Annotated in this window: 14 protein-coding genes; 6 read left to right on the forward strand and 8 right to left on the reverse strand. The window is 65.7% G+C overall.

Going from position 1 to position 14,999, the window contains the following annotated elements; all coding sequences use genetic code 11:
- Positions 1-205 precede the first annotated feature (205 nt).
- The 3 genes from AC3WR3_RS19300 to AC3WR3_RS19310 form a co-directional block, all read right to left on the reverse strand.
- On the reverse strand, positions 206-898 hold the full coding sequence (locus AC3WR3_RS19300) for an aspartate/glutamate racemase family protein (RefSeq protein ID WP_319916996.1): 693 nt from the start codon (positions 896-898) through the stop codon (positions 206-208).
- Between the two features lie 118 nt (positions 899-1,016).
- On the reverse strand, positions 1,017-1,607 hold the full coding sequence (locus AC3WR3_RS19305) for a LysE family translocator (RefSeq protein WP_139439688.1): 591 nt from the start codon (positions 1,605-1,607) through the stop codon (positions 1,017-1,019).
- A gap of 115 nt (positions 1,608-1,722) precedes the next feature.
- Positions 1,723-2,319, reverse strand: a complete 597-nt coding sequence (locus AC3WR3_RS19310) for a LysE family translocator (protein ID WP_139439689.1) — start codon at positions 2,317-2,319, stop codon at positions 1,723-1,725.
- 116 nt (positions 2,320-2,435) lie between these two features.
- Here AC3WR3_RS19310 and AC3WR3_RS19315 point away from each other — a divergent pair, with 116 nt between their 5' ends.
- From AC3WR3_RS19315 to AC3WR3_RS19325, 3 genes are all read left to right on the forward strand, one after another.
- Entirely contained in the window at positions 2,436-3,809 is a 1,374-nt protein-coding gene (locus AC3WR3_RS19315; protein WP_202047861.1) for an aminotransferase-like domain-containing protein, read from the forward strand.
- Between the two features lie 29 nt (positions 3,810-3,838).
- Complete coding sequence (locus AC3WR3_RS19320) at positions 3,839-4,303, forward strand: hypothetical protein (RefSeq protein WP_492293011.1); 465 nt, start codon at positions 3,839-3,841, stop codon at positions 4,301-4,303.
- 170 nt (positions 4,304-4,473) lie between these two features.
- Positions 4,474-6,102 (forward strand): response regulator, encoded by a 1,629-nt coding sequence (locus AC3WR3_RS19325; protein ID WP_492293013.1) that lies wholly within the window; start codon positions 4,474-4,476, stop codon positions 6,100-6,102.
- A gap of 37 nt (positions 6,103-6,139) precedes the next feature.
- Here AC3WR3_RS19325 and AC3WR3_RS19330 read toward each other — a convergent pair whose 3' ends face one another.
- The 3 genes from AC3WR3_RS19330 to AC3WR3_RS19340 all read right to left on the reverse strand — a co-directional run bounded on the left by AC3WR3_RS19330 (position 6,140) and on the right by AC3WR3_RS19340 (position 10,253).
- The gene (locus AC3WR3_RS19330; RefSeq protein WP_139439111.1) at positions 6,140-7,453 is read right to left on the reverse strand and encodes a sodium-dependent transporter; all 1,314 of its coding nucleotides are present in this window, start codon (positions 7,451-7,453) and stop codon (positions 6,140-6,142) included.
- Positions 7,454-7,889: 436 nt separating this feature from the next.
- The gene (locus tag AC3WR3_RS19335; protein ID WP_319914283.1) at positions 7,890-9,203 is read right to left on the reverse strand and encodes a sodium-dependent transporter; all 1,314 of its coding nucleotides are present in this window, start codon (positions 9,201-9,203) and stop codon (positions 7,890-7,892) included.
- Positions 9,204-9,413: 210 nt separating this feature from the next.
- Positions 9,414-10,253: an isopenicillin N synthase family dioxygenase gene (locus tag AC3WR3_RS19340; protein ID WP_043128396.1), complete on the reverse strand. Its 840-nt coding sequence runs from the start codon at positions 10,251-10,253 to the stop codon at positions 9,414-9,416.
- A 200-nt stretch (positions 10,254-10,453) separates the two neighbouring features.
- Here AC3WR3_RS19340 and AC3WR3_RS19345 point away from each other — a divergent pair, with 200 nt between their 5' ends.
- Entirely contained in the window at positions 10,454-11,017 is a 564-nt protein-coding gene (locus tag AC3WR3_RS19345) for a DUF2799 domain-containing protein (protein WP_106884903.1), read from the forward strand.
- Positions 11,018-11,054: 37 nt separating this feature from the next.
- On the opposite strand, the gene AC3WR3_RS19350 is transcribed toward AC3WR3_RS19345, so the two are convergent.
- Positions 11,055-11,876: a Cof-type HAD-IIB family hydrolase gene (locus AC3WR3_RS19350; RefSeq protein WP_492293016.1), complete on the reverse strand. Its 822-nt coding sequence runs from the start codon at positions 11,874-11,876 to the stop codon at positions 11,055-11,057.
- Between the two features lie 247 nt (positions 11,877-12,123).
- Positions 12,124-13,362: an MFS transporter gene (locus AC3WR3_RS19355; protein WP_492293018.1), complete on the reverse strand. Its 1,239-nt coding sequence runs from the start codon at positions 13,360-13,362 to the stop codon at positions 12,124-12,126.
- A gap of 169 nt (positions 13,363-13,531) precedes the next feature.
- Here AC3WR3_RS19355 and AC3WR3_RS19360 point away from each other — a divergent pair, with 169 nt between their 5' ends.
- Together AC3WR3_RS19360 and AC3WR3_RS19365 are read left to right on the forward strand one after the other, a co-directional pair.
- On the forward strand, positions 13,532-14,155 hold the full coding sequence (locus AC3WR3_RS19360) for a helix-turn-helix transcriptional regulator (RefSeq protein WP_202047854.1): 624 nt from the start codon (positions 13,532-13,534) through the stop codon (positions 14,153-14,155).
- Positions 14,156-14,465: 310 nt separating this feature from the next.
- Positions 14,466-14,942, forward strand: coding sequence for an Lrp/AsnC family transcriptional regulator (locus AC3WR3_RS19365; protein ID WP_025325819.1), 477 nt, complete (start codon positions 14,466-14,468; stop codon positions 14,940-14,942).
- Positions 14,943-14,999: the final 57 nt, after the last annotated feature.

Genomic DNA, 14,999 nt, shown 5'->3' on the forward strand with positions numbered 1-14,999 from the left:
AGCTGAATCGTTTCAGTGATCGAAAACTAGGCGCCTGGCGCACCAGACTCAAGAGTCAAAAGGGGGAAATGTGAGCCGTTTGACAATAAAAGCGTCGATCGGCTTGCTGAAGTGAAGGCTGACTCACAGTCAGGATCGGGGGGATGAGGGGCAAGAAAGAGGGGAGGCGCCGCAGCGCCTCCACGGGATCCTGTCTCTCCCTGCCCTACTCCAGCGCCCACGCCACGGCGGCGTCGGCGTGAATGGCGGTGGTGTCGTAGAGCGGCACGGCGGCCTGGCACTCCCCCACCAGCAGGGCGATTTCGGTGCAGCCCAGGATCACGGCCTGGGCACCGGCCCGGGCCAGATCGGCGATGATGGCCAGGTATTCGGCCTGCGACGACTCGTGGATCTGCCCAAGGCAGAGCTCGTCATAGATGATGCGGTGCACCCGCTCCCGCGCGGCGTCACCGGGCACCAGCACCTCCAGCCCGAACTGCGCCTCCAGCCGCCCCTTGTAGAAATCCTGCTCCATGGTGAAGCGGGTACCGAGCAAGCCGACCCGGGTCACCCCGTCTGCCAGCAGGCGGCGGGCGGTGGCGTCGGCGATGTGCAGCAGCGGGATCTCGATGGCGGCGGCGATCTCGGGCGCCACCTTGTGCATGGTGTTGGTCCCTATCATCAGGAAATCGGCACCACCGGCCTGGAGTGCCCGGGCCTCGGCCGCCAGCAGACGGGCGGTGGCGGGCCAGTCACCGGCATGTTGCAGCCGCTCTATCTCGGCAAAATCGACGCTATTGAGCAACACCCGCGCCGAGTGCAGGCCGCCGAGCCGTCCCCGTACGCCCCGGTTGAGCGCCTGGTAGTAGCTGACGGTGGACTCCCAGCTCATGCCACCCAGCAGACCGATACATTTCATGAAACCTCCTTGCCACCATGCAGGCACTGGACGGCGCGAGCGTCATGCCGCGCCGCCGGGGAAACAAAAAAGGCCCCGAAGGGCCAACAAGACAGCCGGTAAAGGCTCAGGCCAGGGCCTAAACCCAGATCATCAGCACGCAGGCCGCCGTGGCGATCCCCATGCCGAGGTTAAAACGACGCCAGCCTCTGGCGGTACGGATGAGGCGGCGCACCTGGGCACCGAACAGCACCCAGAAGGCCCCCGTGTAGAGGCCGGTCACGAAGAAGATGCCGAGTACCCAGCCGGCGGACGGCCAGTAAGCCTCCCCCGCCAGGGTGAAGCCGCTGATGGCGGAGAGCGCCATCATCCAGGCCTTGGGGTTGAGCAACTGCAACATGGCCCCCTGATGAGCCGGGATCAGCGGCCGGCTGCCATCTGCCGGGCCGCTGGCATTGGCCACCTTCCAGGCCAGCCAGAGCAGGTAGGCCGAGCCCACCAGCTTGAGGCCGTCGTGCAGCAGCGGCACCTTCTCGAACATCACCCCCAGCCCCAGGGCCGTGGCCAGGATCATCAGGTTGATGCCCCCCACCACCCCCACCAGCAGGGGAATGGAGCGGCGAAATCCCTGGGCGGCCCCGGCGCTGGTGAGCAGCATGTTGTTGGGGCCCGGGGTGCCACAGGTGATCAGGGCAAAGCCCGCCAGGGGGAACAACCAGTTCAGATCCATCTCAATCTCATCCTTTAGTGCGGCAAGAGCGCGGCAAGCCTCCTAATATGCAGAGCCTCTGCCCTGACGACAAGGTCAGCAATGCATTTTCTTTGCATGAATAATCAGGCGCTCATTAATACCAGAGCATCACCACGCACAGGGCGGTGAGGGCCCCCAGGCTGCCATTGAGGCGGCGCCACCCCTTGTCCGAGTTGATCCAGCGGCTGAGCTGATGACCGAACAGCACCCAGGCAAAGCAGACCGGCAGCCCCGCCATGGGGAAGACCGACATGATGCCCCACATGCTCGCCCAGTAGTCGCTCCCCGGCAGGCTGAACAGACTGATGGCGGAGATCCCCATCATCCAGGCCTTGGGGTTGAGGAACTGGAAGCCCAGCCCTTCCAGCAGGGTCAGCGGGCGGGCGCGCCTCGCCGGATCCCCTGGGGCACCGGCCACCGCGATGCGCCAGGCCAGCCACAGCAGATAGAGGCTGCCGAGCACCTGCAGGCTCAGCTTGAGCAGGGGCCAGCGTTCGAACAGCGGATAGAAGCCGAGCGCCAGCACCAGTTGCAGCACGGGCTGGCCGACCGTCACCCCGATGAGGTGTGGCAGGGTGCGGCGCACCCCGAAGTTGGCGCCGGATGCCGTCAACATAAGGTTGTTGGGCCCCGGGGTGCCGCAGGTGAGCAGGGCGAAGCCAAACAGGGTGGCGTACCATTCGATGGTCATGGGGTGACTCCTTTCTCGCCACATTGTATCAGTACAATGTGAGCTATTTGGTTGTTAACAGGCTGAATATCACGCTATATTGGGGACAATATTGGATCAATGGATTTATTGTCACCATGACAATCTGGACGCCCGACCTCACCCCCTTCGAGGGGCCCCTCTACCTGAAACTGGTCAAGGCCATCGAGCAGGCCATTGCCGATGGCGCCCTGCCTCCCCAGACCCGGCTGCCCACCCACAGGGCGCTGGCGGACCGGCTGGGGGTGACGGTGGGCACCATCACCCGCGCCTACACCGAGGCCGAGCGGCGTGGTCTGCTGGCGGCCAGGGTGGGTCATGGCACCTGGGTCAGGGCCGCGGCGGATCCCGCCAACGAATGGGTGATCCGCAACGAGGACAATCACCGCATCGAGCTGTGGCAGAACCTGCCGGTGCAGCTGGACAGGGCCGCCATCATCAAGCCCATGCTGACCGAACTGGCGGACGGGGATCTCAACGGCCTGCTCGGCTATGACAAGGAGGCGGGGCGTGCCCCGCAGCGCCAGCTGTTCATCGACTGGCTCGCCGAGCAGGGCATCCGGGGAAGCGAGGAGAGGCTGCTGTTCAGCCATGGGGCCCAGCACGGCATCATGCTGGCCCTGCTGGCCACCGGCTGCGTGGGGGAGACCCTCTTCTGCGAGGGGCTCAGCTACCCCGGCATGCTGGGCAATGCGCGCCAGCTGAAGAATCAGGTGATGGGGCTGGCGATGGACGAGGAGGGGCTGATCCCCGCCGCCCTGGAGGCCGCCTGCCGCCAGCGGCGGGCCAAGCTGCTCTACCTGACCCCCACACTGCAGAATCCCACCACGGCCACCATGAGCCTGGCGCGGCGGGAGGAGATCGTCGCCATCGCCCGCCGCCACGATCTGCTGATCGTCGAGGACGACGTCAACGGTCTGCTGCCCGAGGAGATGCTGCCGCCCCTGGTCAACCTGGCACCGGAGCGGGTCATCTACCTCGGCAGCCTGGCCAAGATCGCCTGCGGCGGCCTGAGGGTCGGCTTCGTGCTGACTCCCCCCGCCCTTCGCAACGGCTTCGCCCAGGCCATGCGGCTGTCGAGCTGGATGGTGAGCCCCCTGCTCATCGAGCTGGCCTGCAAGCTGGTGAGCCAGCGCCAGATCATGCCGCTCATAGAACAACAGCGAAAAATCCTGGCGCGTCGGGGGGAGCTGCTGCGCCACCTGCTGCCGGGGGCCCGCTGGCAGCCGGGTTCCATGCACGCCTGGTTGCCGCTGCCCGAGCCCTGGCGCAGTCAGGAGTTCGCCGAGGCGGCCAACGCCCTTGACGTCGGGGTCGCGAGCGGAGAACACTTTGCCGCCGGCCAGTTTGCCGCCCCGCAAGGGGTGCGCCTGAGCCTGAGCCAGCCCGCCACCGACGCCCGCGTCGCCGAGGGGCTGGAGCGCCTCGCCGGGCTGCTGCGCGCGGCGCCGCCCACCAATCCCCTGCTATAGTCTGTGGCCCTGATCCCGAAGGAGTGACCATGCTGCCCGTCCGCCCCGCCCTGCTGCTCCTCACCCTGCTGCTGGGAGGCTGCGCCTCCCCCAGCCATCAGCAGCTGGGCCAGGCCCTGAGTGGCCTGGAAGGGGAGCTGACAAGGCTGGAGGAGGAGCTGGCCGCCATGAACGGGCTCCACTACCAGAAGGCCATAGACGCCCCCCTGGCCCTGCGCCGCTACCTGAACGCCCCCTCCCCCACGGCGGAGGGCCTGGTGCCCGCCCAGAGCCGGCTGCAGGACGGCCCTCTGCTGCGCTACGACTACCGCCTGCCGGCGTCCATGACCCGGCTGCCCACGGACAACCCCTGCCTGCGTTACGAGTTCGAGCTGCGCCACCTCGGTCGCCTCGGCCAGCTCGAGCTCGCCTGGCAGGGGAACGGCCAGCAGGGCAGCCAGCGCATCCGTCAGCGCGACTGTCCCTTCTCCGCCAGGGGGCCGGGGTTGCAATGAGGCCTGCCGACGCCGGGACCCTGTCCGGGCTAAGTGTGCGTGAGCCTTGCGGCCCCGCCAGCTCACCACTGACCCAAGTGAGGTATTGACCCCGTCACGGTTCCCGGACGACAGTGAAGGCCACTTTTGAATCCAACCTCGCCACCCCGACCGGCGAAGGAGCGTCGAAGATGCAGATCCTCCTGATCGAAGACGATGCCATGCTGGGCTCGGCCCTCACCCAGGGGTTGATTGACCAGGGGATGGCCCCCTCCCAGCTGCACCATTGCAAAGAGCTCGCCACCCTGCCGGCCCTGCTGCGCCAGCAGTCGTTCGATGCCATCCTCTGCCGCCAGTATCACCACCAGGCCCGCGAGGGGGTCCGCCTGCTGCAGGAGGCCCACCACCTGGGGCTGCTCACGCCGGGTTGCGTGCTGCTGCTGCTGGACCATGACGATGACGCCGGTCATTATCCCCCCGCCGATCTCTATTTCGCCCTGCGCCTGGCCGTCCCCTTCACCACCGAGCAGTTGAGCCGCAGCCTGCACGAACTGCTGGCGCTGACGACCCTGAGCCGCCCCCTGGCGACGCCCATGGCCCTCAGGGAGTGGCGCAGCGCCTGCGCCCAGTGCGAGGATCTGCTCTACCGGCATGCCAGCAACAAGGCGCTGGGGCCGCAGATGGACAGGGTCAAGGGTTACATGCTGCTGCAGGAGCAGGATCACTTCCAGGCCACCCAGCACTACGCCATGTGCACCACTGAGCACGACGCCTGGTGGCCGCGCAAGGGGTTGATCCTCGCCCTGCTCGGATTGAACCGGCTGGAGAGTGCCCGCAAGGATCTGGCCCGCAATCAGCAGAAGTTGCCCCCCGCCATTCATCAGGAGCTCTCCCTCACCTGCCTGCTGCACGAGGCGCAGTGGGAGAGCGCCTGGGACACCTTGACGGGATTGCTGCAACGCTGTCCCTGGCAGCCACAATGGCGCCAGACCGCCATCTTGCTGGCCCTGTTGCTCAAAGAGGAGGGGGAGGTGCTGGCCCAGGCCGACGACTTCACCCTGCGCTTCTTCCCCAAGCAGAAGTTTCGCCAGTCCGTCGAGCGCTGCATGCTGGATGCCACCCTGGCGGTGCTCTGGCATCCCCCGGTCGCGGCCAGGGCGCATGGACTGCAACAGGGTCTCGCGGATCTCGGCCAGCAGGCGGGCACCCTGCGGGCCCACGAGGAGGCCCTGCTACGCGCCCTGATGCTGGGGCTGGATTACCGCTTCGACGAGGCCCTGCTGCTGCTGGCCAAGCACCCGCCGGAGGCGGCGCGGGACCATCACCTCAACCAGTTGCTCGGCGTGGCCGTCAGCCAGTTCTGCGGCCTGCCCCACCACGCCCGGCGCTATCTGACCCAGTTGGGCCAGTACCGGGGGCCGGTGGCACAGAGCCCGCAGTTGCAGCGGCTGATCCGCCAGGTGGTCGAGGATCTCCAGCGGCAGCTGGAGCAGCGCGAGCAGCACCTGGCCCAGTTGCGCCAGCAGCGGCAACAGGCCATGACGGCGGGCCAGCACCAGCTCGCCGTGCAGTGTGCCCTGACCCTGCAGGAGGCGTTCCCCGCCCAGGCGGGGGATACCTGGCAACTGCTGACGCTGCTCACCCACTGCTGGCCCGCCGGCATGGCGGCCCCGGCGGTGGCACAACTGGTGGACAGGCTGGAGCTGCGCCTCAACCACAGCGCCGCCTTCATGGGGCAGCATGCCGACGCCTGTCAGGAGACACTGCGGCAGATCCGATCTCATCTGGCCCCCAGGCTTTCTCCCCTCCCACCCCGCTAGGGGCGGCCCGAGCCCAAGGGCCGCCACGGGGCGACGGCTAGATCAGACCCCGCACCAGGATCCCGCCGATCAAGAGCGGCGCCACCAGTCGCCAGCACCAGAGCAGGCACAGACGCAGGGTCGGGGAGAGCCCCCCGGGCAATATGGTCTCCCCCAGCCGCCAGCCCAGCAGCAGGGTCAGCACCAGACCGAACAGGGGCATCATCAGGTTGGAGGTGAGGTAGTCCAGCAGGTCGAAGATGGTCTTGCCAAACAGGGTGTAGTCGGCCCAGGGGCCGAACGACAGGCTGACCGGAATGCCGGAGGCCATGATCAGCAGGGTCAGCACCCGGCAAGCGCCACGGCGCGACCAGCCCCACTCCTCGCAGGTGAAGCGCACCAGGTGCTCCAGCATGGAGATGGAGGAGGAGAGCGCCGCCACCAGCAGCAGCAGGAAGAAGACCACCCCCAGCCCCTGGCCGAACGGCAGGTGGCTGAACACCGCGGGCATGGTCATGAAGGTGAGACCCGGGCCGGCGGTGGGGTCTATGCCGGTGGAGGCCAGCGCCGGGAAGATCATCAGCCCCGCCAGCACAGAGATGAGGCTCGCCAGGGTAACTACCCAGACGCCGGAGCGCAGCACCCCTTCGCTGCTCGGCAGGTAGGCGCCATAGGTGGTGTGTACCCCGAGCCCGATGGAGAGGGAGAAGAAGGCCAGCCCCAGGGCATCCAGCACGCTCTGGCCGGTCAGCATGGAGAAGTCCGGCAGCAGCAGCTGGCGCACGCCCGCCATGGCCCCCGGCATGGAGAGACCCACTCCCACCAGCAGCAGCATCATGATGAAGAGCGCCGGCATCATCCAGCGCAGCGCCCGCTCCACTCCCTTCTGGATGCCCCCCTGCACGAACCACCAGGTGAGCCCGGCGAAGACCAGATGGGTCAGCACAGGCCACCAGGGATGACTGACATAGCCGTTGAACAGGGCGGTCAGCGCCGAGCCCTCGCCGAGGTTGAGCTTGCCCGCCACAGCCAGCGCCGCATAACCCACGGTCCAGCCCCCCACCACGCTGTAGAAGCTGTAGATGAAGAAGCCGCAGAGGATCCCCATGTAACCCATCCAGCGCCAGTTCGGCCCCACCAGCTTGTGGAAGGCGCCGAGCACCCCGCGCTGGCTGCGGCTGCCGAGCAGGGTCTCACCCACCAGCACCGCCACCCCCAGGGTGAAGCTGAACAGCAGAAACACCAGCAGGAAGGCGCCGCCGCCATTGGTGGCGGTCACATAGGGAAACTTCCAGATGGCGCCGAGGCCGATGGCCGTGCCGGCCGCCGCCAGCACATGACCGAGACGGGAAGACCACTGAACCTGGCTCATACAACCTCCGGGGAAGACAACATCGAATCGATACTCCATGGGTAAGTGCAACCTGGGTCGCAACGACCGGGTTGCAACAAAAAGGCCGCCCGGGGGCGACCTTTGCAATGAACATTCAGACTGAGTGCGCGTGCAGGGTCACCTCTCTTGCGAGCGGAAAAATCGGCCGAACCGGGCGATGAGGGGTGACATGCAGTGGGTAACCTGGACGCGAAAAAGGAGCCACAGCCTAAACCACGGCAAGAGAAGTTGACAGCCAATAGTCCATTTTTGCCCGCAAAACAGAATATTTATCAATTAAATAGCCGCTAGATAAATCAAAGTTTTGATAAACCGCTATTTCGTGGATTTTTCGAGGCAGTCAATCCTGCCGGCGAGGATCCCCTCTCTGTCCGGACAACGGGCAGGCCCGGGGGCTCACCCGCACGGCGGGAGGTTACAGCAGACCCCGCACCAGGATGCCGCCGATGAGCAGGGGAGCCAGCCAGCGCCAGCAGCCCATCAGCAGGGCGCGCCAGTGCGGCGCCAGCCCGGCGGGCAGCGCCCGGCGACCGAGCTGCCAGCCCAGCAGCAGCGTCAGGGCCAGCCCGAACAGGGGCATCATCAGGTTGGAGGTGATGAAGTCCAGCAGCTCGAAGATGTTCTTGCCAAACAGGGTCACCTGCGCCCAGGGACCGAACGACAGGCTGACCGGGATGCCCCCCGCCATCACCAGGGCTGTGATCAGGCTGCAAGCCGCCCGCCGCGACCAGCCCAGGCCCTCGCAGACGAAGCACTGCAGGTGCTCCAGCAGGGAGATGGCCGAGGAGAGCGCCGCCACCACCAGCAGGGCGAAGAAGACCACAGCCAGCCCCTGGCCGAAGGGCAGTTGCTGGAACACCGCCGGCATGGTCATGAAGGTGAGGCCGGGCCCCGAGGCGGGATCTATGCCGGTCGCCGCCAGCACAGGGAAGATCATCAAGCCCGCCAGCACGGCGATCAGGCTCGCCAGCAGCACCACCCAGAGACTGGAGCGGCCCACCCCTTCGCTGGAGGGCAGGTAGGCGCCATAGGTGGTGTGGATGCCGAGCCCAATGGAGAGGGAGAAGAAGGCCAGCCCCATGGCATCCAGCACCCCGGACATGCCGAGCTTGCTGAAGTCAGGCATCAGGAAGTGGCGCACCCCGGCCATGGCATTGGGCAGGGTAAGGCCGAAGGCCACCAGCAGCAGGATCATGATGAAGAGGGCCGGCATCATCCAGCGCAGGGTCCGCTCCACCCCCTTCTGCACGCCCCCCTGCACGAACCACCAGGTGAGGGCGGCGAACAGCAGGTGGGTCAGCACCGGCCAGAGCGGATCCCCCACATAGTCGTTGAAGCGGGCGGTCAGCGCGGCGCCGTCCCCCTGTTGCAACTCTCCCGCCAGCGCCATGCCGGTGTAGCCCAGGGTCCAGCCCCCCACCACGCTGTAGAAGCTGAAGATGAGCAGGCTGCACAGCAGGCCCATGGCGCCGACCCAGCGCCAGCGCTTGCCCATCAGTTCGCCGAAGGCCCCCACCACCCCGCGCCGGGTCAGGCTGCCGAGCAAGGTCTCCCCCATCAGCACCGCCACCCCCAGGGTGAAGCTGAACAGCAGGAACACCAGCAGGAAGGCGCCGCCACCGTTGGCGGCGGTCACATAGGGGAACTTCCAGATGGCGCCGAGACCGACCGCCGAACCTGCGGCGGCCAGGATGTAACCGAGCCGGGATGACCATTGGGACTGCTTCATGGGAACTCCAATCGAGGGGCCCGCCAGCGGGGCCCGGAATGGCGCTCAGAGTACGCCCGGGGGCGCGCAATCACTCGGCGTATATCCGATATAAAACTCAGTTTTTAGCATCATTAACCAATAAAATTCGGATAACCCACCAAACGTGCCACAAAATAAAAAACCGGAGCGGGTTTGCTCCGGTTTGCTGTCTGCTCGCGTCTGGCGGGATTAGATGACCCCCAGCTCCCGCAGCCGCTCCATCAGGTAGCTGTGGGCGGTGTGGCGCTCGGAGAGCACCACGTCCGGGCGCGGGTGCAGGAACAGCGGCAAGGAGATGCGGGACTTGGCGGCACTGCCGCCGGTCGGGTTGATGACCCTGTGGGTGGTGGAGGGGTAATAGCCACGGGAGGCCTCCTGCAGCATGTCACCTATGTTGATGATCAGGGTGCCAAAGTCGCAGGGCACGTCCATCCACTCCCCGTCCGAGCCCTTCACCTGCAGGCCGGGCTCGCTCGCGGCGGGCAAAATGGTCAGCAGGTTGATGTCTTCATGGGCGGCGGCGCGGATGGCCCCCGGCTCCTCGGTGCCGTCGAACGGCGGATAGTGCAGCACCCGCAGCAGGGTCTTCTGGCTCTCTTCGATCATGGAGGAGAGCGGGCAGCTGTAGTGGGCGGCGATGTCCGCCGGGGTGTATTGCTCCACCCAGGAGAGCAGCTCGGCGGCGAGATCGTTGGCGAGGCGGTAGTACTCCATCGCCTGCGCCCTCAGCTCTTCCGGCATCTGGCCCCAGGGGTAGAGGTGGAAGTACTCCTTGATGTCCTTCTGGGTGTTGCCCTTGGCCACCTCGGACACCGAGGGCGGGAAGTAGCCGTCCTGGGTCTCGCGGTTGAACAGGAACGCCTGCTTCTGCTCGCTCATGAAGAAGCGATACCAGTTGTCATAGATGGACTGCACCAGCTCCTTCGGGATGGGGTGGTGGGTCAGCACCCCGAAGCCGGTGGTGCGCAGGGATTCGGTGAAGCGCTCGGCCGCGTCGGGGGAGCGATAATCGACGGTCAGGACTTTCATTGTTTTTTTGTTACATGCCAGTTAAAAGTAGGCGCAGTTTACCCTGCCTCCCCCGGCAAGAAAAGGTTGCCGGAGGCCCGTTCGCAACGGCTTGAAAATACTGATAAAAACATCATGATATCGGCCTGGTGCCGGGTGCTTGTCCCGGGCGGGCTTCCTCTTCTAGAATGCCCCACAATCATTGCTGTCGGAGCCCCTTCATGTCCCCCAAGATCCTGCTGTTGACCCTCCCCCTGCTGCTCGCCGGGTGCAGCTCCCTGTCGGAGGAGGAGTGCCGCGCCATGAGCTGGTACAACCAGGGTTATCAGGACGGGGAGCAGGGCAAGACCCGGACCGCCACCCGTGACTACAAGCAGACCTGCGGGGAGTACGGCCTCAGGGTGGACGAAGACGAGTGGCAGCGCGGCTACGCCAAGGGGCTGGAGCTCTACTGCATCCCGGAGCTCGCCTACAGCAAGGGGCGGGAGGGGAACGAGTACCTGGGAGTCTGCCCCAACGACACCAGCTTCCTCACCCAGTTCGAGCGCGGCCGCAAGGAGTTCCTGCTGGAGCAGCGCCTCGGCGAGCTGCAACAGGAGCTGGAGCGCACCGAGCGGACCATCTATCAGCTGGATCAGCAGATCCGGGGCGAGAGCGACAGCAAGCAGCGGGACTACTACCGGGCCCAGCGCGAGCGTGCCATCCGCCACTACGAGGGGGTGCGCCGTGACTACAACCGGATCCGCTTCCCGGATCGGGTGATCCAGTTCTCCTTCGGGAGCTGACAAACAAGGGGCCGCGCCGGCCCCTTTCTGTTGCCCCTCAGGAGGGCAGGACCCAGCGCTGCAGCGCCAGCGCTATGCCGTCTTCGTTGTGATCCGCGGTGACCCTGTCCGCATGGGCCTGGATCTGGGGCGCCGCATTGCCCATGGCCACCGCCAGCCCCACCTGCTCGAACATGCTGATGTCGTTGTTGTTGTCCCCAAAGGCCACCACGTTTTCCATCGCTATGCCCTCCCTCGCCGCCCACTGGGCCAGCCGGTTGCCCTTGCTGCACCCGGGCTGCACCAGCTCCACCGCATAGGGCGCCGCCCAGTCCTGGGTGAAGGGCAGATGCTGCACCACCTCCCCCACGAAGCGGTGCAGCAGGCCGGGATCCTGATTGAACAGCTCCAGCTTCCAGATGGGCTTTTGCAGCCAGCTGTCGATATCCTCGGCGGGCAGCAGGGAGACCTTGAGGTGATCCGGCTGGTTCGCCGACCAGTGCCGCATCCGCCCCACATGCTCCTCGCAGCCGAGATAGCCGATGCCTTCGTCGAGGTGGAACAGGGCGCCCATCTGCTGGGCCTGCACCTCGGCGAGCAGGGCGGTGAGCGGCGCCACCGCCAGGGGATCCCCGGCCAGGATCCGACCCTGCACCGGATCATAGAGGTAGGCGCCGTTGCTGCAGATGAGGGGGGTGTCAAGCGCCAGCTCGTGATGGAAGGGACGGGCCGTCATGAAGTGGCGACCCGTCACCAGCAGCACCTTGATGCCGTGGGCCCGGGCCTGGGCCAGGGCGGCCCGGGTCGCGGACGAGATCTTGTGATCCCGGGTCAGCAGGGTACCGTCCATATCCAAAGCAATGGCCTGAAAACGACTCATATCACCTCCAAGAATGTCGAAACGAATGCGGCACCGTACAATCCCGCGTCCAGTGCAATGGCTTGATAATGATTCATATCACCTCTCAGGACTGGGCATCGCGGGGCGCATATGAAGGCCTGTGCTGGCCAGGTTCGCCGGGCGACGGAGTAAAAGGGGACAAAGAGCCATACCGTCCCAAACTCGGCGCCGGGATGCAAGCCCCGCCTGCCACCCCGGCGCCAATCTGTGATCCCCTCGCCCTTCGTCAGCCCGGCTCGACGCAGGCGGCCACGGCGCTTCGCCTGTCCGCCCGTCTGCGCAACCCGTAGAAGCCGAGGGCGCAGATCACGCCGCAGAGCGCCGCCAGATAGAAGGGCCACTCGGTGCCTGCCAGCAGCGCCAGGCTGCCGAGCACCACCGCCAGGATCTCGCTGCCCACCGCCAGGCCGCGATAGATCCCCATCGCCTGCCCCTGCTGGCTGGCATGGCTGCGATTGGAGATGGCCACCGAGGTGGCGAGCTCCCCCAGGCTCATGCCGATGCCGGCCGGAATGAAGGTGAGCGCCAGCCCCCACCACTGGGTCGGCAGGATGAACATCAGCATGCCCGCCGCCATCACCAGATGTCCGACGATGCCGAGGGAGCTGCCGCGCCAGTGGCGGGCCAACTGCTCCCCGAGCCAGGAACCCAGCATCATGGGCACGCTCACCAGCACGGCAGCCTGGGCCAGCTGCACCGGATCCCAGGAGAGCCGCTCCACCAGCCAGACGTTGAAGTAGGTGAAGTAGAGCTGCACCGCCCCGTAGCTGAGCAGAGTCAGCACGAAGTAGGGCAGGAGGCGGGGTTGCAACAGCAACTGACGGGTCGAGAGGGAGGCCAGCTCCTGCTCTGCCGGTACCGGTGGCCGGTTGGGCAGCAGCCAGAGCACCAGCAACAGGTTGCCCGCCGTCATGGCCACCGCCAGCCAGGCCGCCAGGCTGTAATCCCCCGACACCACGGCGGCATAGCCCCCTATCATGGGGCCCAGCACCCAGCCCAGGTTCATGCCGATGTTGATGCGGGCGAAGTTGCGCGCCTTGGTTTTGGCCGTGCTCATGTCTGCCGCCATGGCCTGGACGATGGCGATGTCGCCGTTGAAGAAGCCCTCCACCACCCGGCTCAGCAGCAAGAGCGGTAGGGAGCGCCAGGCGATCCCCAGGGCCATCAGCACATAACCCGCCAGCACGCCCACCAGGCAGAGGGTCAGCACCGGCTTGCGGCCATGGCGATCCGACAGCTTGCCCAGCCAGGGGGCCCCCAGCAGTTGAAACAGCGGATAGAGCCCCATGATGACCCCGAGCCACAGCTTGCGGCTCCAGTCAGACGCCTCGGGCGTCAACATGCCCTGGGCCGGATCCAGCATCAGCGGCGCCAGCACCGGCGAGGGCAGACTGAAGCCCGCCACCGCCAGGGTCACCGTCATCACCAATACCCAGAGGGTTGCCTGTCCCTTGATCCCTTCCATCTTCGCCTCATTAAATAAAGTTATTGGTTTATTTATACTGCGAAGGGAATGGCATTAAGTAAAGTGAATTATTGATTTAAATGAGGCCGCTGCCCATAATGACCCTATCAACGCCAGTGCCGCCCTGGCTTTCCCGCAGCGAACGCCTGTCGATAACGAGATCCACCCCATGAACGCCAGTACCGACAAGATCCTCTACCTGCTTAAGACTCACGGCCCCCAGAGTGCCGCCGCGCTGGGGGAGCAGCTGCAGATGACCTCCATGGGCGCCCGCCAGCATCTGACGGCGCTGGAGGCCGACGGCTGGGTGGGCTTTAGCGACGAGGCGCGGGGCCGTGGTCGCCCGGTACGACTCTGGCACCTGACCGAGCAGGCTTGGCAGCGCTTCCCCGACACCCACAGCGAGCTGACCCTGCAGCTTATCGACGACGTGCAGCAGCTGTTTGGCGAGAGCGGCCTGGATCAACTGATCGCACGGCGGGAGCAGCAGATGCTGAGCCGCTATCAGGCCAGGCTGACCCAGCCGGCGCTGGCGGATCGGCTGACCGCGCTCAAGGAGCTGCGCAGCCGGGAGGGCTATATGGCGGACATGAGCCAGGAGGAGGATGGCAGCTGGCTATGGTGGGAGAGTCACTGCCCCATCTGCGCCGCGGCGCGGGCCTGCCGGGGCTTTTGCCGGAGCGAGCTGGCGCTGTTTCGCCAGTTGCTGGCACCGGCCGGGGTGGAGCGGGAGCAGTACCTGCTGGAGGGGGACAGGCGCTGCCTCTATCGCATCCGGCCGCCGCAGGCCTGAGGATGCCGGCGCGCAAAAACAACAAAGCAGGCGCCGGGATGCCTGCTTTGTTGCCTTCGGGGAGGGGATGCTCTCGTTCCAGCCCGTCGTTTCCCGATAAGGTCGGACGGCTGATGGGGTTGTTGACCCGGTAAGGTCCTTCACCACAGAGGCCTGGTCGGGCATCTGTCTTGCCACCGGAAGATGAAACCATGGTACGCCTGCCGGTGCGGTGAGTGGTTGTGAAGTAGTAGGTATTTTCAGTTGTTTTTGCAATAGTTCACCCTTAATCTAGGAAAAGTGAATCAGTAATTGCAACGAGGAACGGAGAATGCTGAAACTTGATCGCATAGACAGGCATATTCTGGAGTTGATGCAGGAGAATGGCCGCATCAGCAACCTGGAGCTGGCCGAACTGGTCGGGCTCTCCCCCTCCCCCTGCTCGCGCCGGGTCAAGGCGCTGGAGGATGCCGGTCTCATCGATACCCACGTCACCCTGCTCAACGCCCGCCAGCTGGGGCTCACCCTCACCGCCTACATTCACATCTCCATGGACAGGCACACCCCCGAGCGGTTCGAAAACTTCGATCGGGCCATCCAGGATCTGCCCGAGGTGCTCGAATGCGACCTCATCACCGGCAACGACGCCGACTACCAGCTCAAGGTGGTGGTGCGGGACATGGAGCACTACCAGCACTTCCTGCTGGACAAGCTGACCCACATCTCCGGGGTGACCGGGGTGCGCTCCAGCTTCGTGCTGCGCCGCATCAAGCACAAGACGGCGCTGCCCCTCAACCACCTGGGCTGAGGGCGAGAGACGCAAAAAGCAAGAGGAGGCCCAGGCCTCCTCTTTGTATCTTGTGTC

The organism is Aeromonas sp. EU05-FHT14A05 (genome assembly GCF_058791175.1).